Source organism: Nocardia sp. NPDC050713, assembly GCF_040654315.1.
GTDB lineage: Bacteria > Actinomycetota > Actinomycetes > Mycobacteriales > Mycobacteriaceae > Nocardia.
Map to the genome: position 1 here is coordinate 252,094 of NZ_JBFAHS010000009.1, position 19,452 is coordinate 271,545.

A 19,452-nucleotide genomic window follows, 5' to 3' on the forward strand; every position below is an offset into this window, starting at 1 on the left:
CGTGAGCCCAACGCCCCGTCCGATCTCCGCCAGCGCCCACCCACCCCGCGCGCCACGCTGTCCCTATGCCCAGCGCAACGACCACAGCGACAACGACCACAGACGTCCTCACCGGAATGTATGCCGCGGAGGCGGCCTACTTCGCGGCGGGTGGCCCCGGCCGCGCCTCGTTCACCACCCTGGCCCCGTTCTTCGCCGACGACGTGGTGCTCTATCAGGCCGAGGGCATGCCGTACGGCGGCATCTGGCGGGGCCACGCGGGACTGGAGCGATTCTTCGCGACGATGGCGGCGGTGTGGGAGACGTTCGAGCTGGGCGAGCAGCAGTTCCTGGCGACGGGAGAAACGGCCGTCGTGCACACCGAGGTGCGGGCACGGGCCCGCGCGACCGGACGCGAGCTGCGGTTCCCGATCTTGCAGACGCTCCGAGTGGAAGACGGCCGGATCGCGGAGATCCGCCCGTTCTACTGGGACACCAAAGAAATCGCCGAGGCCTGCACGATCGCGAGATAAACCGCGACCTCAACCCTTCAACCGCAGCACCGCAAGCACCCGCCGATGATGCGTATCCGACGGCGGCAGATCGAGTTTCGCGAAGATGTTGCCGATGTGCTTCTCCACCGCCCGCTCGGTGACGGTGAGCGCGTCGGCGATCGCGTTGTTGGACAAGCCCTGTGCCATCAGCTCGAGCACTTCCCGCTCGCGCGGAGTGAGCCGGGCCAGCGAATCCTGTTGGCGGGACGCGCCCATCAGCTGACTCACCACTTCGGGATCGAGCGCCGTGCCGCCGGTGGCGACCCGATGCAGCGCGTCGACGAAATCGCGCACGTCGGCGACCCGGTCCTTGAGCAGATAGCCGACGCCACTCGCGCCGCCTGCGAGAAGCTCGGTGGCATAACGAGTTTCGATCCACTGCGAGAACACGAGCACCCCAGTCATCGGATACTTCCTGCGCAGTTCGATGGCGGCGAGCAGTCCCTCGTCGGTGAAGGTGGGCGGCATCCGCACGTCCACCACCGCGACATCTGGATTGTGTTCGCCGACAACATCACTCAGTGTGCTCGCCTCGCCGACCATCGCGACCACCTCGTGGCCGCGCTCGACGAGCAGCCCGGCCAGTCCGTCGCGCAGGATGGCGCTGTCCTCGGCGATGACGATGCGCAACGGCGTGCTCACTGCGGATCTCCCTTGGGCAGCAGGATGGTCACCACCGTCGGCCCGCCGGTCGGGCTGTGCACGGAGAGGGTGCCGTCCACCGCGCGCGCCCGGGCCGCGAGACCCGCGAGCCCGCTGCCCGCCGCCCGCGCGCCTTCGGCGGGTGGCAGCACGCCGCCGATTCCGTTGTCCCGCACGGTGACCGCGATGGTGCGGATGCTGTCCGGCAGCACCGAGACCCAGGCCCGGTCGGCGTGCGCGTGCTTGACAACGTTGGTGAGCAGCTCGGCGACGGAGAAGTAGGCGATGGCCTCGATGGCCGGGCTCGGCCGCTGCGGCAGGTGCACCCGCAGCTCCACCGGCACCGCGCTGCGTGCGGTGAGCGTCTCCAGCGCGGGCGCGAGGCCGAGTTCGAGCGCGGGCGGATGGATGCCGCGGACCAGCTCCCGCAGTTCGGTGAGCGCTTCCTTGGAGCTGGCGTGCGCGTCGGCGATCAAGTCGGTGGCGTCGCCGCCCGCCGCGATGCGTTCCTCGGCCCGGCCGAGCGCCATGGCGATGGTGACGAGCCGAGCCTGGGTGCCGTCGTGCAGGTCGCGTTCGACGCGGCGCAAGGTGGCGGCCGCGTCCTCGACGGCCGCGCGCCTGCTGGCCCGCAGCTCGACCAGCTGACGATCCCGCACGGTGGCCGCGAGCAGCCAGACGGTGAGCAGCCGGTGCAGGTGGCAGACGCCGCGCACCAACCAGGGCAGCGCGAAGCAGCAGACGATGCCCAGCGCGGAGACCAGGAGGACGCGCGGCCAGGTGTCGACGTAGAACGAACCGAACTGCATCAGCGAATGGCGCTCGACCCCGTTCTCGTCGATGTTCACCGGTTCGAACAGCGCCCACGGAATCGGCGAGATCGCGGTGAACACCACTATCGCCACGGTGACCAGCGTCACATAGCCGACCACCACGCCGAGCACGAACTGCGCGAGCAGGAACAGCGCCGCCCGCCAACTGGCCCGGTCGGTGAACGCGCTCTTCAGGAACCCGAACAGCCCGCGCTGCGATGTGAACGCGGGCGGCGCCTCGACCGGGGTGCCGAGTAGGGCGCGGCACAGCGCGCGGTAGATCCGTCCCCAGACGCGGCCGCCGAGCAGCACGAGCGCGAGCAACGGGATGCCGATCAGGAAGATCGAGACGTACAGCCCGCCGCCGAAGCCGAAGAACAGGTAGCAGACGGCGAGGCACCCGAGCACGAACGCGGTGATCAGGTAGCCGAACTCCTTCCAGGTCCTGGCCTGGATCGGCGCGCGCAGGACAGCCGACAGCACCGAGCGACCGGTCGGCGGCGGCGCGGTCGGCTTGTCGAGCACGAGGGTGGGTTCGGCTTGCGTCTCGGTCATGAGCTCCATGTTTCTCGCCGACCGCGGCGTTCTCGATGGAGCTGCCCGCCGAATCGAGGGTGTGGCCAGCTACACCATCGGAGCTCGCCCGGCGGGGTTTGGAACTAGCATCACCCGCATGAGTTATCCACCGCCGTACGGTTATCCGCAGCAGCCCTACGGTAACCCGTACGGTCCGCCGCCGGATCACCCGCAATCCACCACCATCCTGGTCCTCGGGATTCTCGGCTTGGTGCTGTGCCAGCTGTGCGCGCCGTTCGCCTGGGTGATGGGCAAGCGGGCGCTCGACGAGATCGACGCGTCGGGCGGCGCGATCGGCGGGCGCGGCAACGTCAAGGCGGGCTACGTCTGCGGCATCGTCGGCACCATCATCATGCTCGTCTACGTGGTGGGCATCATCGCCGTCATCATCATCTCGATCTTCGCCGCGAACTCGTCGTCGTCCTATTGACCACGGACCCACCGACCGAAGGTGACCGCGACCGGGTGTGACCTATCGAAGGTGACCTTCGGTCGGCTACCGGTTCGGCCGGAAGGTGGCCGTGACCGGGTGAAAGTGATCTTGGATCGGCTGCGCATAGCATCGTCCGCGTGAGTCACTCGTCGTCGGACACCGCGCGCCCATCCCCGGGGGAGCACCTGCCAGGACCCACCGAGTGGGGCGAGCACCCGCACGGGGTCGGTCCGTGGCTGGCCGAGCACGATGCCCCGCCGCCCGACGACCCGCGACTCGACCCCGAGCTCCTCGCGCACGGCGACCGCCGCAATGTGGTCGACGCCTATCGCTACTGGTCGCGCGACGCGATCGTCGCCGACATCGACGCACGCAGGCACCCCTTCCACGTCGCGATCGAGAACTTCGGACACGACGCGAACATCGGCACGGTGGTGCGCACCGCCAACGCGTTCGCCGCGGCCGCGGTGCACATCGTCGGCAGGCGGCGGTGGAATCGCCGCGGCGCGATGGTCACCGACCGCTACCAGCACATCGAGCACCACACCGACATCGCCGAGCTGCTCGCCTTCGCCGAACGCTCGGGCCTCACCGTGGTCGCGGTGGACAACGTCCCCGGCTCGGTGCCGCTGGAGACCGCGCGGCTGCCGCGCGACTGCCTGCTGCTGTTCGGTCAGGAAGGACCCGGCGTCACCGCGCACGCGAAAGACGCGGCGGCGATGACGGTCTCGATCGCCCAGTTCGGTTCCACCCGCAGCATCAACGCGGGTGTGGCCGCGGGCATCGCCATGCACGCCTGGATTCGCGAGCACGCCGATCTCGCGACCGCGTGGTGAACGGTTCTACCGTGCACGATTCGGCGTCGGCCGGGTAACAATTCGGCGGCGAGAATCGGCTTCCAACTGGCACCATTGAGGTATGACCTCGCGGAGCCCACGGACTGGGCAGGATGCTGCACCGACGCCCGCGCTCTGGTCGGAACGGGCGGATATGGCGGAGTCCGCGATCGTCTCTCGGCACCTGCGGGCCCTATGGGCTTGTCCCGGAACGGAACTCGGCGTCGTCGGCTGGCCGGCCACCAAGCGTGAGCGCGCGTTCGTGTCCTGGCACTATTGGTGGCAGGCGCATTTGATCGACTGCGCGGTGGACGCGGCGAACCGGTCGCCGATACCGGTGCGGCGCAGGCGAATCGGCGAACTCGTGCGCTCGCATCGCATCCGCAACATCACCGGTTGGACCAACAACTACTACGACGACATGGCCTGGCTCGCCATCGCGTTGGAGCGGGCGGAGCGGACCCAGGGCATCACCGAGGCGCGCGGCGCGCTGGTCGCGCTGGAGAAGAAGCTGTACGAAGCGTGGAGTCCGGAGGTAGGCGGCGGTATCCCGTGGCGCGTCCGTTCGGACTACTACAACGCGCCCGCGAACGGTCCCGCGGCCATCGCGCTCAGCCGCCTCGGTCGGCACACGCGCGCGCAGGACATGGCGGACTGGCTGGACGCGACCCTGCGTGATCCCGGCACCGGCCTGATCCTCGACGGCATCCATCTCCCGTCCGGCGTGATCGAACGCCCGACGTTCACCTACTGCCAGGGCGTCGTGCTCGCTGTCGAGACCGAGCTGGCGATGCACACAGGCGAGGAACGCCACCTGGACCGGGTGCACCGGCTGCTGGCCGCGGTGGAGGACCACATGACCGCGGGCGGCGTCATCAAGGGCGGAGGTGGCGGCGACGGCGGACTGTTCAACGGCATCCTCGCCCGCTACCTCGCGTACGTCGCGGTGATGCTGCCCGGGGAGGACCGCCAGCAGGTCGCGGATCGGCGGACCGCGGCCGCGCTCGTCCGGGCGTCGGCCACGGCGGCCTGGGCGAACCGTCTAGAGGTCGAGGGCGAGCCGCTGTTCGGGGCCGATTGGAGCAGGCCCGCTCAGCTGCCCGGCGGCACGGGCGGGGCGGGTTATTTCACCTCGGGCGGCTCGGTGACCTCGTCGAAGGTGCCCGAGCGGGACCTGTCGGTGCAGCTGTCCGGATGGATGCTGATGGAGGCGGCCTACCAGGTGAGCGCGGCCGGACTCTGAGTGCAGCGGGGGCCGGTGAGCCTTCCATGGGGTGGTTCTCCGGATGAGTGCCTGCAACGGGAAGACGGGGTCTGCTTGTGTGCCGTCTACGCACAAGAGCACCAGCCAGCGGGCGGTCATGCCGAGCGCCGGACGCCGCGCCCGGCACTCGATCAGTACTCGACCCGCGGCAGCACCACGGTCGGCGCGTCGACATCCACGTCGAACTCCTCCGCGGGCTTCGCCATCTCCATCCGGTAGTGCCGGATGCCGAGGATGGTGCCGACGATGAGGCCGAGCACCAGCGTGCAGATCACGCCGGGCATCAGCCACGGCACGCGCTCCAGGAAGTTGCCCGCGTAGAAGCCGATGAGCAGCAGCACCGGCGCCCAGATGATGGCGCCGATGGTGCTGGCGATCGTGTACTTGCGGTGATCCATCTGCGCGGCGCCCGCGACCATCGGGCACAGCGTCCGCACCCACGGGATCCACCTGGCCACCAGCACCGCGAGGAACCCGTGCCGCTGGAGCAACTCGGAGACCCGCTGCAGATTTCGGGTGTTGATGTATCGGCCGTCCTTGCGCGCCACCAGGCGATGGCCGGTGCGTTGCCCGATGACGTACCCGACCTGATTGCCGGTGATCGCGGCGATCATGGCGCCCACCGAGAGCGCCCACACCTGCGCTTCGCCGGTGGCATGCGAGGCCATCACGATGCCCGCCGTGATCAGCATCGAGTCACCGGGCAGGAAGAGCCCGACGATCAGGGCGCATTCCAGGAAGACGAAAGTGAGCACCACCGTCCAGACGAGCGCGGGGCCCGCCGAGATCAGCGGATCGAAACTGCCCATCGCGAGGGGCGACGCGCTGGACACTGGCCTCAGCGGGTGGTCTCGTTCGTCGACGCGGTCAGCTCGGGCTCGAGGACCTCGGGCTGCTCAGCGCCGCGGTTCAACAGCTTCTTCGCCACCGCCATGATCCCGGGCAGGATCGAGACGAACACGATGAGCAGGAAGATCGCCTCGACGTGGTCGCGGATGAAGCCGACGCCGCCGAGGAAGTAGCCGAGGATCGTCACGCCGCCGCCCCACAGGATGGCGCCGACGATGTCGAACGCGACGTACTTGCGGTAGTCCATCTTGGACACGCCCGCCAGCACCGGCATGAAGGTGCGCACGATCGGCACGAACCTGGCCAGGATGATGGTCTTCGGGCCGTGCTTCTCGAAGAACTCGTGCGTCTCCGTCACGTAGGACTTCTTGAAGAATCGGGTGTCTTCCTTGCGGAAGATCGCCGGGCCGATGGCGCGGCCGATCCAATAACCACACTGGTCACCGGCGAACGCGATGAACGTGACGGCGGGGACCAGCACCCAGATGGACACCGGCGGATTGTCCTGCGCCGCCAGCAGACCGCCGGTGAACAGCAGGGAGTCGCCGGGAAGAAGCGGGAACAGCAGACCGGTCTCGATGAAGACGATCACGAGGATCGCGGGCAGCACCGCGTTCTTCAGCCACGTCTCCTGGAGCAGGTACATCGGGTCCAGCAACTGGGTCAGTGCGAGGTTTGTCGACACCGATTCGGTCGCTGCCTGCAGAATCACGCGGCCTCCTGTCCCGGGGTGCGGCTGGCCATACATCGCTTGCCACCGCGTCGGAAGCTGCCAGCGCAATTACCCGGCCCACAGTACCGGTTAAGGCTGAGAAACCACCGTCGAGCGAGAAATTACCGCCGATTAACCGTGTTGTTGGCGCGCTGGCGCGCGCGTGTTCGCGGCCTTTCGTGTCTCGCTTCCGAGCGGTCGAGACTCGCGACTTCGTCGCATGCGCTTCGACCGCTCGGAAGCGAGACGGCCGCGAACGGGCTCGTAAGGCTCGCCCCGAAGTGGCCGGGAGTGCGCGGATACCGCCACTACGCATTGCCTGCCGACCAGCGGATGGCGGAGAAACGCCCCTGCCTTAGGGTATGGCCTGACAGAATTGTCCTTTGCCGCACTACACGGAGGTCTTCACAGTGCCTATCGCGACTCCGGAGGTCTACGCCGAGATGCTCGGTCGGGCCAAAGCGAACTCCTTTGCCTTCCCGGCCATCAACTGCACGTCGTCGGAGACCATCAACGCGGCCATCAAGGGCTTCGCGGACGCGGGCAGCGATGGCATCATCCAGTTCTCCACCGGTGGTTCGGAGTTCGGCTCGGGTCTCGGTGTCAAGGACATGGTCACCGGCGCGGTCGCGCTGGCCGAGTTCGCGCACGTGGTCGCCGCGAAGTACGACGTGACGATCGCGCTGCACACCGACCACTGCCCCAAGGACAAGCTGGACAGCTTCGTCCGTCCGCTGATCGCCATCTCCCAGGAGCGGGTCAACGGCGGCGGCCTCCCGCTGTTCCAGTCGCACATGTGGGACGGCTCCGCGATCCCGATCGACGAAAACCTGGAGATCGCCAAGGAGCTGCTCAAGGCGACCGCCGCGGCCAACATCATCCTCGAGGTCGAGATCGGCGTCGTCGGCGGTGAAGAGGACGGCGTCGAGGCCGAGATCAACGAGAAGCTCTACACCTCGCCGGAGGACTTCGAGAAGACCATCGACGCCCTCGGCGCTGGTGAGAACGGCAAGTACCTGCTCGCGGCTACCTTCGGCAACGTGCACGGCGTGTACAAGCCGGGCAACGTGGTGCTCAAGCCCGAGGTGCTCGCCGAGGGCCAGCGCGTCGCGGCCGCCAAGCTCGGCCTCGGCTCGGACGCGCAGCCGTTCGACTTCGTCTTCCACGGCGGCTCGGGCTCGTTGAAGTCGGAGATCGAGGACTCGCTGCGTTTCGGCGTGGTGAAGATGAACGTCGACACCGACACCCAGTACGCGTTCACCCGCCCGGTCGCCGCGCACATGTTCTCGAACTACGACGGCGTGCTGAAGATCGACGGCGAGGTCGGCAACAAGAAGACCTACGATCCGCGCAGCTACCTGAAGAAGGCCGAGACCTCGATGGCGGCGCGCGTGCTCGAGGCGTGCAATGATCTGAAGTCTGCGGGGCGGTCGATCAGCGCCTGACCCCTTTTCTCTTCGGGGGCCCGAGCTCATGAGTCTTGATGTGCGTGTGCTCGGGCCCGTCCGGCTGCTCGTCGGTGGTGAGCCGGTGGCGGTCGGCGGGCCCAAGCCGCGAGCGTTGCTTGCCGCGTTGACCGTCAATCGGCGGCGCGCGGTCGCCTCGGCCGCACTGGCCGACATGGTGTGGAACGAGGATCCGCCGGATTCCTACGCGGCGAGTCTGCAGGTGTTCGTCTCGAATATCCGCAAGGCGCTGCGGAATTCGGGTGTCGACCCGGCGCAGGTGTTGCGCACCGAGTCCTCGGGTTACCGCCTGGAGATCTCCGAAGAAGCCTGCGACATAGGCCGTTTCGAGGCGACCAGGGATGCGGCCGCCAAGGCCGCGGGCGTCGGCGATCACGCGGCGGCCGCGCAGTTGTTCGGTAACGCGCTGCGCGAGTGGAGCGGCCGGGCACTGTCCGACCTGGCGGGTCTGCAGTTCGCCGACGGCTTCGCCACCGCGATGGACGAGGAACGGCTGCTCGCCGTGTCCGCCCGCATCGACGCCGAGATCGTCTGCGGGCGTGCGTCTTCGGTGATCAGCGAGCTGGTCTCGATCACCAACGAGCATCCGCTGCGGGAACCGCTGTGGGGTCAGCTGATCACCGCGCTCTATCTCTCCGGACGTCAGGCCGATGCGCTGGACGCGTGCCGCAGGGTGCGCACCGTGCTTGCCGACGAACTCGGCATCGATCCCGGCCCCGCGCTCGTCGAGCTGGAGCAGCGGGTGCTGCGCCAGGAACCGTTGAACACCATGGAGTTCAAGCGCACCGAACGCATGGCCGCCGCGATGACCGAGACGGTCACCGAACTGCCGCGCTCGGTGCGCAGCGGTCAGTTGCGCATGCCGGACGGGCGGGTGCAGCCGATCGCGTTGGGCGGCATGCGGATCGGCCGGATGACGGACAACGATCTGGTGCTCGACGATCCAAAGGCCAGCCGCTACCACGCGCACATCATGCCGAGCCGGGCCGGGCTGCTGATCAAGGACCTGCATTCCGCCAACGGCGTGTACATCAACGAGGAGGCGATCGAGAGCGGCGCGTTGCTCGCCGACGGCGACGTCATCCGCATCGGCGCGACCATCCTGACGTTCCAGGCGTTGCAGTAGGCGCCACTACGGGGCGCTTGTGGACGTGTTCCGTCGCGGACGTGTTCCGTCGGAACCTGCGTGCGTCGCGCCGAAAACTGCGCGCGGCCGAAGCTGAACGCGTCAGTTGCAGGCGATGCCGTCGCCGTCGAAGTCCAGGTACGACGCGTACCCGGGCTCGCCGCGGTACAGCGGCCACGCGCCCTCGGCGCGCACCTGATCGCAGTTGGCGTAGTACCGGCGCGGGCGCTCGTCGTCGTCCTCCGGGGGCGGGACGTTGTCGCCCTTCGGTCCCGGGCGGTACGTCGGCCCTGGATCGGCGTCCCTCGGACCGGAGACCACCGAGAACGGCGTCGATTCGGCGATGGCGGGCGCGGCCATCCCCAGTAGGGTCACGGCGCCGAAAGTCGCGGCGGCGCATCGGCGTATCACTGAATTCCTCACCTACCCAACGTGCGCCGCCGGATGGAGTCCGTCAACCGCCGCGCGCCACCGTGGCGGAACGGTGTCGACGCGCGGTGCGCAGGCGCGGTCCGTCAGTGATCAGCCCGGACGGGCCCCTGTCCACGGGCGGCCGACACTCCTGTCCATGCGGGAGGTTTCGGAAAACACCGCTCGGTCTGTGGGGGTCGGCCGGTAGGGTCGATCCGATCTTGTGGAGCGTGAAACGTCGAGGGGTGTGTATGGCCAGGCTGCTGGTGGCCGCGGTCGGCGCCGTGGTGTTCGGCGCGGGCGCGTTGATGTACGGCGATCGGTCGCTCGCGCTGGCGACGCCCGAGCCGGGTATCGCGGCAGGTGTGCCGGGCAGTGGGCCGTGTGTGAGCGACCCTCGGCCGGTGCACGAGCCGCTCGTTCCCGAGACGCTCGAGGTGCCGATCCCCTATCCGGTGATCACCGTTGTGCCGCCGCGCCAGTCCGATCCCGCGCCGGTGCGCACCGACATGGCGCTGCCCGAAGACCCCTGTGTCAACCCGTGCCCCGATCTCACCGACGGTCCGCCGCCTCCGCCCAGCTTGGCCGGGCAGCTCGGAATTCCCGAAATTCTGTTGAACCCCCAGCCCTTCCACTTCGGGGTGCCCGGTCCCGGCCCGGATCCGGGTCCGGTCCCGCCGCCACCGCCGCGGGTCGACCCGCCTGTCGAAAACGCGGCACAGTCGCCCGCGCGTCCGGCGCCGCGCATCGCCGAGGTGCGCGAGGTGGCCAAGCAGACGGGCGCCAACTCGGTGAACCGCACCGACAAGCGCTGGCAGGTCGACGGCACCGATCTCGGCATCATGTGGGAGAGCGCGCCGGGCGAGATCGCTGTCGCGTTCGGCGACACGGTCGGGCGCGGTTTCCATCCGCCCGGCGGCATGGGCGGCGATTGGCGCAGCAATGTGCTCGCCTTCAGCACCGATCGCGAGCTCTCCGACGGCATGGTCTACGACCGAATGGTCACCGACGGCCGCTGCCACGCCGCCGAGGTGCTGTCCAGCCGCAAGCTCGACAACATCGAGATCACCACCATCCCGACTTCCGGTTTCGCGCTCGGCGACCGGCAATACCTGAGCTACATGTCGATTCGCACCTGGCACAGCCTGCCCGGCACCTTCTACACCAACTACGGCGGCATCGCTTACTCCGACGATCACGGACAGACCTGGACCAAGGACCCGCACGCCCGCTGGGACAACATCTTCGGGCTCGCGAATTTCCAAGTGAGCGCCATGGTTCCGCACGGCGACCACGTGTACGTGTTCGGTACGCCCAACACCCGGCTCGGCGCCGTCGGCTTGGCCAGGGTCGCGAAGGACCAGATCCTCAACACCACCGCCTACCAGTACTGGCGGGACGGGCAGTGGACGCCGGTCGGCGGATCGGGCGGTGCGACACCGATCGTCGACGCGCCCGCCGGTGAACTCTCCGTCCGCTACGACGCGTCTCGCGACGTCTGGCAGATGAGTTACCTCGACACCTCGCGCGCCGCCATCGTTCTCCGCGAAGCGGATTCACCGCAGGGCGTGTGGTCCGCGGGAACGCCGACGGTCACCGTGCTCGACTATCCCGAGCTGTACGGCGGATTCCTGCACCCGTGGTCGACCGGTTCAGACCTCTACTTCAACATCACGACCTGGAGCGACTACAACGTCTACCTGATGCACGCCGCCATCGAGGAGTGAGAGCTCAGGAGAAGCGGACCTCGGCGACGGAACGGCCGAACAGCTTGCGGCCGTCCGAGGTGCCGGTGAGCACGATGGTGCCCGCGCGCCGCTCGGGATCGAGCGACTTGATCTTGCCGCCGAACTCGATCGTGCTCACCGCGTCGGGTCGCACGGGAACGTAACCGGAGAAGCGGACGCTGAACTTCTCGAAGGCCGTGGGATCGCCGAGCCAGGAGGTCAGGTACTCGGCGGCCAAGCCCATGGTCAGCATGCCGTGCGCTACGACGGTCGGCAGACCGACCAGCTCGGCGGCGCGCTCGCTGAAGTGGATCGGGTTGGGATCGCCCGCGACGCCCGCGTAGTTGGCCAGGTCGCCGCGGGTCAGCGTGGCGGTCCCGGCGGGCAGCTGGTCGCCGACAGACAGCTGATCGAAGTCCTGGACGGTGTGCACGGTCCGCGGCTGGGCGACGGGTGGGTGCTCGTTCGGGTCGGCCTCGATCGGGATGAGCACGCTGCTGTCGGAAGGCTCGCCCGTCCGGTGCGGCGGACGCGAGTGCATGAAGATCTTGTCGACCGCCTCGACCAGGTTCGGGTCCACCTCGGCGCCGCGGCGGGCCACGATCGTGGTCGAGCCGATCTGGGTGGTCTCGTCGTCCTGGTTCACCAGTTCGAACTTCACGGTGATGAAGTCGTTGTCGCCGAACTGCCGGACCGACTCGATCAGGATCTCGGTGCGAATGGTGTCACCGGCCAGAATCGGCCGGTGGATCTCGAAGGTCTGGTCGGTCTGCAAGATCTGGGTCAGGTCGTAGTCGGTGAGCACCTCGTCGAGCAGGGCCCTGGTGCCCGCGGTGCCGACCACGGAGGCGAAGGTGGGCGGGGCGACGATGCTGTCGTAGCCGATCTTGCGCGCGTCCGGTTCCGCGTGATGCGCGTCGTGATAGTTCTGCACCGCGCGCGCGAACTCACGCACCTTCTCCCGGCCGACCTCGTAGTGGTCGCGAACCTGGAATCGTCGTCCCGCCAGTGCCGCCGATTCCTCGGCCCGCGGCTCCACCATCGTCTGCTCCCTGCCCATGATCCGGGCCATGCTACTGGCCGCGCCGGTCCGTTGACCAGGTAAGTGTGAGCACTGGCACCCGCTTACCCGGCTTGACGTTACGGGGTGCCCGCGGGCGGATCACAGACCTTCCAACCCGTGTCGGTTCGCTCCAAATCGAAGGTGCGCGCCGAACGCTTGCTCGGGTCCGCCTCGGTGTAGACGGTCGCCTGAGCGATGGCCGTGTTGTCGGTGATCCTGATCGCGTCGACGCTGTCGACCACCGGGATGTTCTTGCGCTCCTGGGAGAGTTGGTGCACGCCGGCGAACTGGTCGTCGGGAATGTTCTTGTAGAAGTCGTGCAGCGGGCCGCAGGTGCTGCCGCGCAGCGACGCGAGATCGCCGTCGCGCAGCGCGCTCGTGTAGTCGCCGATGGCGTCGCGGACCTTGTCCTCCTCGGTTTCGCTGCCCGTGAGCGCGAAGATGCCGACGACGACGAGTACCAGCACCGCGACTGCCGCGCCCGCCGCGAGTAGCAAGCGCTTGGAGCGGGGTGCGGGGGTGGCGTCGGTGGACGGAGTCGAGGTCGGCGGGGCCGGGGGGACGCGCTGGGGCTGGGCCATCGGGCGCGGCTGGGCCGGGGCGTCGGTCTGCGGTTGCGCTGCGCCCTTGGCCGGAGGCTGTCCCTGCGGCTGGGCCGGGGCCTTGGGCTGGGCAGGGCCCTGCGGCTGGGGTTGTGCCTGCGGGAAGGAGCCCTTCGCCAGGGGTTGTGCCTGCGGGTGACCCGGAGCCTGTGCTTGTGGCTGGCCGGGCGCCTGCGGGTGGGCCGGGGCCTTGCCCAGCGGCTGTGGTTGACCCTGCGGGTGGGCCGGGGCGTTGGTCTGCGGTTGTGCCGGGCCGCCCTTGTCTCGAGGCTGGGTGTGCGGATGGGCCGAGGGGTGCGGCTGTGCTTGTGGCTGGCCGGGAGCCTTGGCTGCCTGCGGGTGGGCTTGGGCTTGCGGCTGGCCCTGCTTCGGCTGACCCTGCTGTGGTTGGCCCTGCTTCGGCTGGCCTTGCTGTGGCTGAGCCTGCGGCTGGCCCTGCTGCGGCGGGCGCTGGCCCGGACCGTCGGTCAGCGACTGCGCGGGGCGGGTCGCATTCATATCGGCGGGCGACGGCGCGGATGCGGCCTGACGCGGCTGAGCGGTCGGTCGCGGCGGCGACGGCCGAGTGTCCTCGACCTCGTCGACTGCGGCGGGCCCGGTCGGCGGCGGACCCGAAGGACTCTGCTGACCAGCCTGTTTCGGTCCCGGCGCGGGACGAGGAGTGGTCGGCGGCTTCGACAGCGGCGGCCGCTGCCCCTGCACCCGATCGGTGCCCGCGGGCCGCTGAATCGGCAGCGCCATCGTCTTCGCGTCGTCGTCGCCCGCGTGCGGAACGATCGGCATCGCCATGGTCGCGGCATCGGCCCCGGCGACATCGGCCAGCTCGCCCTGCTCGCTCTGCGGCTCCCGCCGCATCACCACGGTCTTGGCATCCGCCGTACCCGACTGAGGCTCGTCCTCGTCGTCCTGCCCAACGAGATCGACCCGCCGCATGACCATGGTCTCGTAGTCGGCACTCGACGGCTGCCCGCCCTGCTGCTGGTCCGCAGCGGCCTGCGCCGCCCCCGCCCGATCCCGCGGAATCTCCGTGGTCTTGGCATCGGCCGCGCCCGGTTGCGCGGGAGCACCCTGAGCAGGCGCACTCTGTCCGGCCGCCGTCGTCTGCTGATTGGAGGCGCCTTGTGCGGGCGCACCCTGACTGGTCGACGCTCCTCGCTCGGTGGAAGTGCCTTGCGTGGGCGTTCCTTGTCCGGCAGTCCTCGTCTGCTGAGCGGAAGTGCCTTGCGTGGGCGCGCTCTGTCCGGCCGCTGCGGTCTGCTGATCGGAGGCGCCTTGTGCGGACGCGCCCTGACCGGCTGCCGACTGCTGACTCGAAACGCCTTGCGCCGCCGCACTCTGTCCGGCCGCTGCCGTCTGTTGAGCGGAAGCACTTCGTGCCGCCGCGCCCTGTCCAGCAGCAGCTCCCTGCTGCGCCCCACCTTGCTCGGCAGCCGCGCCTCGACCGGCAACCGCTTCCTGCCGAGCACCACCGCCTTGCGTGGCAGCCGTCGGCGCACCCGCGGCGGTCGATCGACCCGGCTCGGATGAGGTCGAGTCACGGCGCGGAATCTCGGTGGTCGCCGCGTCGAGCAAGCCAGACCGTTCGCCGCCGGTGCCAGTGCGGTCGTGGGGCGCGCCTTGCGGCGTGCTCGGTCGGTCGGCACCCGAACCGGCCTGCACTCCTCCACCGGATTGGGTGTTCGTGCCCTGCGCTGCTCCGCCGGGCTGTGCGTTCGCGCCAGGCGGCGCGCCTTGGGGCAGCGTGCTCGGTCGGTCGGCCGTGCCCGCGGGGATTCCTGCGGGCGCGGCGGCCTGCGTTCCGCCACCGGGGGTGTTCGCGCCGGGCTGTGCGCCTTGCGGTGGGGTGGTCGGTCGGTCGGCTGCCGCACGCGCTGCGCCACCTGCACTCGCAGCGCCCGGTGCTTGTCCACCGGGGGTCTTCGCGCCAGGCTGTGCGCCTTGCGGTGACGTGCTCGGTCGGTCGGCTGCCGCACGCGCGGCGACATCCGCACTCGCAGCGGCCGGCGCTTGTCCACCGGAGGTGTTCGCGCCACGCTGCGCGCCTTGCGGCGGCGTGCTCGGTCGGTCGGCCGCGCTCGCGGGGGTACCTGCGCCCGCGGTGGCCTGTGTTCCGCCACCAGGGGTCTTCGCGCCAGGCTGTGCGCCTTGCGTGCCCGGTCGGTCGGCCGCACCCGCGGGGGCACCTGCACCCGCGGCGGCCTGCGTTCCTCCCCCGGGCTGGGCCTTCGATTCGGACTGCGGGCTGGCGTCGGATCGGCTGCTCACAGCGGTTCGCGTGTCCGCGTCGGACCGCGCCTGCGCGGGCGTCCGAGCACCCGCACTCGCGGTGTCCGCGCTCTGCGGAAGCTCGGTCGTCGCGGCGTCCGCCGGTCCGGGCCGACCGGCGTTCGCTGCCCCGGACGCCTGTCCGCCCGCACGGCTCGGCTGTGGGGCGGGGGTCTCGTCCTGATCCCAGGCCGCGCCGAAACCGCCCCCGGTGATGATCCGCGACTGGTTCGCAGCCGCCGTGTCCCGCGCGGACTCGCCCGCCGAATCGGAGGCGTCCGAGGTCGATTCCGCGCCCCTCGGCGTGGCAGGCGTGGGCTGAGCAGGGGTGGTGCTCTGGGGGTCTTCCGGCACGACGGGACGCTGGTCGCGCGGGTCCCGCGCCTCCGCCTGATCGGCGGAACCGGCGTCGCGTGCCGGGTTCTTCTCGTCGTTCGGGTCGGACACCTACTACCCCTCGCTCCTGCGGATCTGTGAAGTCGACGCAAGCCTAATAGGCGCGGCCGACCAAGGGCCGTCAATAACCGACGCACTGCGGGCGGCCCGCGGGCGCCCCATCCCCACCGGCGTGCACAATGAACCGCATGACCTCGTTCGGTGATCTGCTCGGCCCGCAACCGGTACTGCTACCCGAAATTCCCGAGGCGGAGGACGCACTGCTCGACAACGCCGATCCGGTGCAGGTCGCGGCCGCGCACCCGGCGGCATCGATCGCCTGGGCGCATCTCGCCGAGGCCGCGCTGGAGCGGGGCGGCGCGGCGACGGCCGACGAAGTCGTGAACCACGACATCGTCGCCGCCTACGCCTTCGCCCGCACCGGCTACCACCGCGGCCTCGACCTGCTGCGCCGCAACGGCTGGAAGGGCTTCGGCCCGGTGCCGTGGAGCCACGAACCCAACCGCGGCTTCCTGCGCAGCGTCGGCGCGCTGGCCAGGGCCGCCAAGGCGATCGGCGAGACCGAGGAGTACGCGCGCTGCCTCGACCTGCTCGAGGACTGCGACCCGCGCGCCGCGGCGGAGCTCGGCCTCGACTGAGTCGTAGTTGATCGATCCCCAATCGCGTTTCGGCGTCGCCAAGGCGGGCGGCGCGGAACGTCTGCGCGGTGCGTGGGCTCGGCTGCGGTTGTCGGCGTTGCCGATCGTGCAGTGCGCGCTCGGCGCGGCGCTGGCCTGGTTCGTCGCGCACAACGTCATCGGCCATCCACAGCCGTTCTTCGCGCCGACGGCCGCGGTCGTCTCGATCGGCATCTCGTTCGGCGCCCGGATGAAGCGCGCCATCGAGCTGGTCGTCGGCGTCGCGGTCGGCATCGGCATCGGCGACTTGTTCATCTCGAACGCGGGCACCGGTGTCTGGCAGATCGCGCTCGTGGTCGGGGTGGCCATGGCGCTGGCGGTGTTCCTCGACGGCGGTTCCATCATCACCATGCAGGCGGCCGGTTCGGCCGTGCTGGTCGCCACCTTGATGCCCCCTTCGGCGGGCGGCAGCTTCGATCGCATGATCGACGCGCTGGTCGGCGGCTTGGTCGGCGTGGTGATCGTGGCCGCGATCCCGCTGCATCCGGTGCGCCGCGCTCGCGAGCACGGCGCGGAAATCCTTGCGGTGATGGGCAAATCGCTGTCCCGGTGCGCCGACGGCCTGCTCGAACAGGATCAGGAGAAGATCCGCGAGGCGCTGTCGGCCGCCCGCGCGACGCAGTCGCAGATCGATTCGCTCCGTTCCACTTTGGAGGGCGGTCGCGAGATCAGCCGCATCTCGCCGCTGTACTGGAACTCGCGCGCACGCCTCGAACGCATCCGCGCCACCGCAGACCCGCTCGACAACGCGGTCCGCAATACCAGGGTGCTGCTGCGCCGTTCGCTCACTCTGGTGCGCGACGACGAGATTCTGGACCCGCGGCTCGTCGACGAGGTGGAGCGGCTCGCCCAGGCCGTCGAGGTGGTGCGCAAGATGATGCTCGCCGATCCGGGTGAACAGCCCGATCAGGCGGAGGCCGCCAGGGTGTTGCGCACGGTCGCGAAGGAAGCGCGTCCGGAACTGGTTGCGGGCGCGGGGCTTTCGGCGCACGTGGTGTTCGCGCAGGTCCGTTCGATCGTGGTCGATCTGATGCAGGTCTGCGGTATGAAGCGCATCTCGGCGATCGCGCTGTTGCCGCCGACCGTGCCGAATCCCTATGTGTGCCCGAAGGATTGACTGAGCTACTCAGCGGATTTCGGCCAACGACGCGGTCCGCGAAGTCTTCCTGCGCCGTCGCGACGCCGACGGGATGATCTTCGGGTAGTCCACTACTCGCGATCTCGCGCACCGCGCTCCATAACCTCGTTTCATGACCGCGACGACGAGGGGTGTCACGGTCGGACACTTCGCACGACGACGCGTCTCACCGGCCGAGATGGTGTGGTGGCCGGGGCGGGTAGGGACGGTATCGGCGTCGCGCGGAGCAGGTCGCCCGGTCTCGGCGAAGGCCGGGCGGCCATCGTTCTCAGAGCCAGAAACGCACCAGCCCAGCGCCTCTCGCGATCCACGACGACTCCACGCCGAACACCTCGCAGATGGCGTAGATGGCGTCGAAGAACGGTTCGTTGATCGCGGGCGTCAGGATCAGCGCGAACAGCAGCAGCATGCCGAGCGGCTTGAGCTGGTCCAGCGAGCGCCGGGTCTGGTAGCTCAGCGAGGGTTCGAGGATTCCGTAGCCGTCGAGCCCCGGGATCGGCAGCATGTTCAACACCGCCGCGGTCACCTGGAGGAAGGCGAGGAACGCCAGCCCGTACCAGAACGCGGGATGCGAGGTCTGGCTGCCGAACACCTCCACGACGACGAGCAGCAGCACCGCGAACGCCGCGTTGACCGCCGGACCCGCGCCGCTGATCAGCCGCTGCATCCGCGGGCTGACGCTGTGCGTGTGCACGTACACCGCACCGCCGGGCAGACCGAATCCGCCGAGCGCGATGAACACCACGGGCAACACGATCGACAGCAGCGGGTGCGAGTACTTCAGCGGATTCAGCGTGAGATACCCGCGCAGCTCCACCTCGTGATCGCCTGCGCGCCAAGCCATGTACGCGTGCGCGAACTCGTGCAGGCACAGCGTCACGATCCAGCCGGCGACCACGAGCACGAAGACGCCGACCTTGGCCCGCGTCGAACCGTAGTCGGACGCCCAGGCCAGCACGCCGCCCGCGAGGGTGATCGCGACGACGAGCAGGAAGACCGGACTCGGCCGAACCGCGCCGAGACCCGTTCGGCGTTGCGGGAGGGAGTAATTCATCGCACCAGTAGCCAGGTTTCGTTGTGCCGGTAGAAGGTCGAGCGCGGCACAGTGCGCTCGGTGAGAATGCCGTCGCGGGTCACCACCGCGCCCGGGGTCCCCAGTTGCGCGGCCCGGCCCTCGACCCACCGGCGCTTGCGCAGGCCCTTGCGCACGGTCGCCCGGACGCCTGGCATGTGCAGGGTGGGGGAGATGTGCATCGCGGTGACCTTGCCGGAGAACAGCTGGGTGTCGTCCACGTAGGCCTCGCCCTCCAGCTTGCCGCCCTCGGGTCCGGTGATGGTCGCCCGTCCGACCAGCACTTTTCCGGTGTCGTCGCGGATCAGCGGAGTTTCGCGCGCCTTGCCCTCGATCGCGCGCTTGGCCGCGGCGTTGCCGGTGCCGGTCTGGTAGGCGCGCGAGCCGTAGGTCTTGTCGATCGGCACGTATCCGATCTCGACGTGCAGCCGCTCGGTCCGCATCAGATGGGTCAGCACCGCGGCAAGCGCGGCGTCCTCGCCGAGCACGATCAAGCGCGGCAGGCTGTCGGCGGCGAGCACGGGAAGGAGTTCGTCGATCACCGCGGTGTCGGGGATTGCGGCCGTCACGGTTGTCGGCAGTGCGGCGAGGGCGATCGGGACCGGCGCGCCATCGCAGCGGAGAACATGGGTACTCAAACTGCCGTACACCCTCCTCGAATCCTGCCGGCTCGCCCCACCGGCTCCCTCGCACCTGTCGAGCGGGCACGCTGCCCCGGTCCGCCCGCAGCAACCATAGCCGTGTTCAACCCGTAGCGCCCGGGCCGAGTCGGCATTGTGACCGGCGCGGGGTGCCTTCCCCGGGGTGCCCTAGGCCATTCGGTAAACTGTGCTTCCGGCCACCGCCTCAGTA

At 69.4% G+C, this 19,452-nt stretch carries 19 protein-coding genes; 10 read left to right on the forward strand and 9 right to left on the reverse strand.

Annotation, left to right across the window (positions count from 1 at the left end; all coding sequences use genetic code 11):
• The first annotated feature begins 65 nt into the window (after window positions 1-65).
• Window positions 66-512, forward strand: a complete 447-nt coding sequence (locus tag AB0H49_RS19105; protein WP_357253090.1) for a nuclear transport factor 2 family protein — start codon at window positions 66-68, stop codon at window positions 510-512.
• Window positions 513-521: 9 nt separating this feature from the next.
• Here the strand turns inward: AB0H49_RS19105 and AB0H49_RS19110 are convergent, their stop codons facing one another.
• Together AB0H49_RS19110 and AB0H49_RS19115 are read right to left on the reverse strand one after the other, a co-directional pair.
• Entirely contained in the window at window positions 522-1,163 is a 642-nt protein-coding gene (locus AB0H49_RS19110; RefSeq protein ID WP_357253173.1) for a response regulator transcription factor, read from the reverse strand.
• A gap of 8 nt (window positions 1,164-1,171) precedes the next feature.
• Window positions 1,172-2,542: a sensor domain-containing protein gene (locus tag AB0H49_RS19115; protein ID WP_357253093.1), complete on the reverse strand. Its 1,371-nt coding sequence runs from the start codon at window positions 2,540-2,542 to the stop codon at window positions 1,172-1,174.
• A 118-nt stretch (window positions 2,543-2,660) separates the two neighbouring features.
• On the opposite strand from AB0H49_RS19115, the gene AB0H49_RS19120 reads away from it, so the two are divergent.
• From AB0H49_RS19120 to AB0H49_RS19130, 3 genes are all read left to right on the forward strand, one after another.
• The gene (locus AB0H49_RS19120) at window positions 2,661-2,993 is read left to right on the forward strand and encodes a DUF4190 domain-containing protein (RefSeq protein ID WP_354998610.1); all 333 of its coding nucleotides are present in this window, start codon (window positions 2,661-2,663) and stop codon (window positions 2,991-2,993) included.
• 140 nt (window positions 2,994-3,133) lie between these two features.
• Window positions 3,134-3,832 carry a TrmH family RNA methyltransferase gene (locus tag AB0H49_RS19125; protein ID WP_357253096.1) on the forward strand — a complete coding sequence of 233 codons (699 nt, stop codon included), beginning with the start codon at window positions 3,134-3,136 and terminating at the stop codon, window positions 3,830-3,832.
• A 154-nt stretch (window positions 3,833-3,986) separates the two neighbouring features.
• On the forward strand, window positions 3,987-5,075 hold the full coding sequence (locus tag AB0H49_RS19130; RefSeq protein ID WP_357253099.1) for a glycoside hydrolase family 76 protein: 1,089 nt from the start codon (window positions 3,987-3,989) through the stop codon (window positions 5,073-5,075).
• A gap of 152 nt (window positions 5,076-5,227) precedes the next feature.
• Here the strand turns inward: AB0H49_RS19130 and AB0H49_RS19135 are convergent, their stop codons facing one another.
• Together AB0H49_RS19135 and AB0H49_RS19140 are read right to left on the reverse strand one after the other, a co-directional pair.
• Entirely contained in the window at window positions 5,228-5,905 is a 678-nt protein-coding gene (locus AB0H49_RS19135) for a DedA family protein (RefSeq protein WP_354999022.1), read from the reverse strand.
• A gap of 29 nt (window positions 5,906-5,934) precedes the next feature.
• A complete protein-coding gene (locus AB0H49_RS19140) occupies window positions 5,935-6,630 on the reverse strand; it encodes a VTT domain-containing protein (RefSeq protein ID WP_354999023.1) in 696 nt (231 codons plus the stop codon).
• A gap of 437 nt (window positions 6,631-7,067) precedes the next feature.
• Here AB0H49_RS19140 and fbaA point away from each other — a divergent pair, with 437 nt between their 5' ends.
• On the forward strand, window positions 7,068-8,102 hold the full coding sequence (gene fbaA, locus AB0H49_RS19145) for a class II fructose-bisphosphate aldolase (RefSeq protein ID WP_354998613.1): 1,035 nt from the start codon (window positions 7,068-7,070) through the stop codon (window positions 8,100-8,102).
• Window positions 8,103-8,130: 28 nt separating this feature from the next.
• A complete protein-coding gene (locus AB0H49_RS19150; protein WP_354998614.1) occupies window positions 8,131-9,249 on the forward strand; it encodes a BTAD domain-containing putative transcriptional regulator in 1,119 nt (372 codons plus the stop codon).
• A 102-nt stretch (window positions 9,250-9,351) separates the two neighbouring features.
• Here the strand turns inward: AB0H49_RS19150 and AB0H49_RS19155 are convergent, their stop codons facing one another.
• A complete protein-coding gene (locus AB0H49_RS19155; protein WP_354998615.1) occupies window positions 9,352-9,624 on the reverse strand; it encodes an excalibur calcium-binding domain-containing protein in 273 nt (90 codons plus the stop codon).
• A 287-nt stretch (window positions 9,625-9,911) separates the two neighbouring features.
• Here AB0H49_RS19155 and AB0H49_RS19160 point away from each other — a divergent pair, with 287 nt between their 5' ends.
• Window positions 9,912-11,387 (forward strand): DUF4185 domain-containing protein, encoded by a 1,476-nt coding sequence (locus tag AB0H49_RS19160; protein WP_357253104.1) that lies wholly within the window; start codon window positions 9,912-9,914, stop codon window positions 11,385-11,387.
• 4 nt (window positions 11,388-11,391) lie between these two features.
• Here the strand turns inward: AB0H49_RS19160 and AB0H49_RS19165 are convergent, their stop codons facing one another.
• A complete protein-coding gene (locus AB0H49_RS19165) occupies window positions 11,392-12,429 on the reverse strand; it encodes a fused (3R)-hydroxyacyl-ACP dehydratase subunits HadA/HadB (protein ID WP_354998617.1) in 1,038 nt (345 codons plus the stop codon).
• A 98-nt stretch (window positions 12,430-12,527) separates the two neighbouring features.
• Complete coding sequence (locus AB0H49_RS19170; protein ID WP_357253107.1) at window positions 12,528-13,991, reverse strand: hypothetical protein; 1,464 nt, start codon at window positions 13,989-13,991, stop codon at window positions 12,528-12,530.
• 282 nt (window positions 13,992-14,273) lie between these two features.
• Between AB0H49_RS19170 and AB0H49_RS19175 the strand changes: the two genes are divergently transcribed.
• The 3 genes from AB0H49_RS19175 (at window position 14,274) to AB0H49_RS19185 (ending at window position 17,507) form a co-directional block, all read left to right on the forward strand.
• Entirely contained in the window at window positions 14,274-14,579 is a 306-nt protein-coding gene (locus tag AB0H49_RS19175; protein WP_357253110.1) for a hypothetical protein, read from the forward strand.
• 1,322 nt (window positions 14,580-15,901) lie between these two features.
• Window positions 15,902-16,351 carry a DUF3151 domain-containing protein gene (locus tag AB0H49_RS19180; RefSeq protein ID WP_354998619.1) on the forward strand — a complete coding sequence of 150 codons (450 nt, stop codon included), beginning with the start codon at window positions 15,902-15,904 and terminating at the stop codon, window positions 16,349-16,351.
• 7 nt (window positions 16,352-16,358) lie between these two features.
• Window positions 16,359-17,507, forward strand: a complete 1,149-nt coding sequence (locus AB0H49_RS19185) for an FUSC family protein (RefSeq protein WP_357253114.1) — start codon at window positions 16,359-16,361, stop codon at window positions 17,505-17,507.
• Window positions 17,508-17,796: 289 nt separating this feature from the next.
• Here the strand turns inward: AB0H49_RS19185 and AB0H49_RS19190 are convergent, their stop codons facing one another.
• Both AB0H49_RS19190 and AB0H49_RS19195 read right to left on the reverse strand, forming a co-directional pair.
• Window positions 17,797-18,582, reverse strand: a complete 786-nt coding sequence (locus AB0H49_RS19190; protein WP_354998621.1) for a site-2 protease family protein — start codon at window positions 18,580-18,582, stop codon at window positions 17,797-17,799.
• Complete coding sequence (locus tag AB0H49_RS19195) at window positions 18,579-19,238, reverse strand: hypothetical protein (RefSeq protein WP_354998622.1); 660 nt, start codon at window positions 19,236-19,238, stop codon at window positions 18,579-18,581. Before AB0H49_RS19195 ends, AB0H49_RS19190 begins: the two co-directional genes overlap by 4 nt.
• Between the last annotated feature and the right edge of the window lie 214 nt (window positions 19,239-19,452).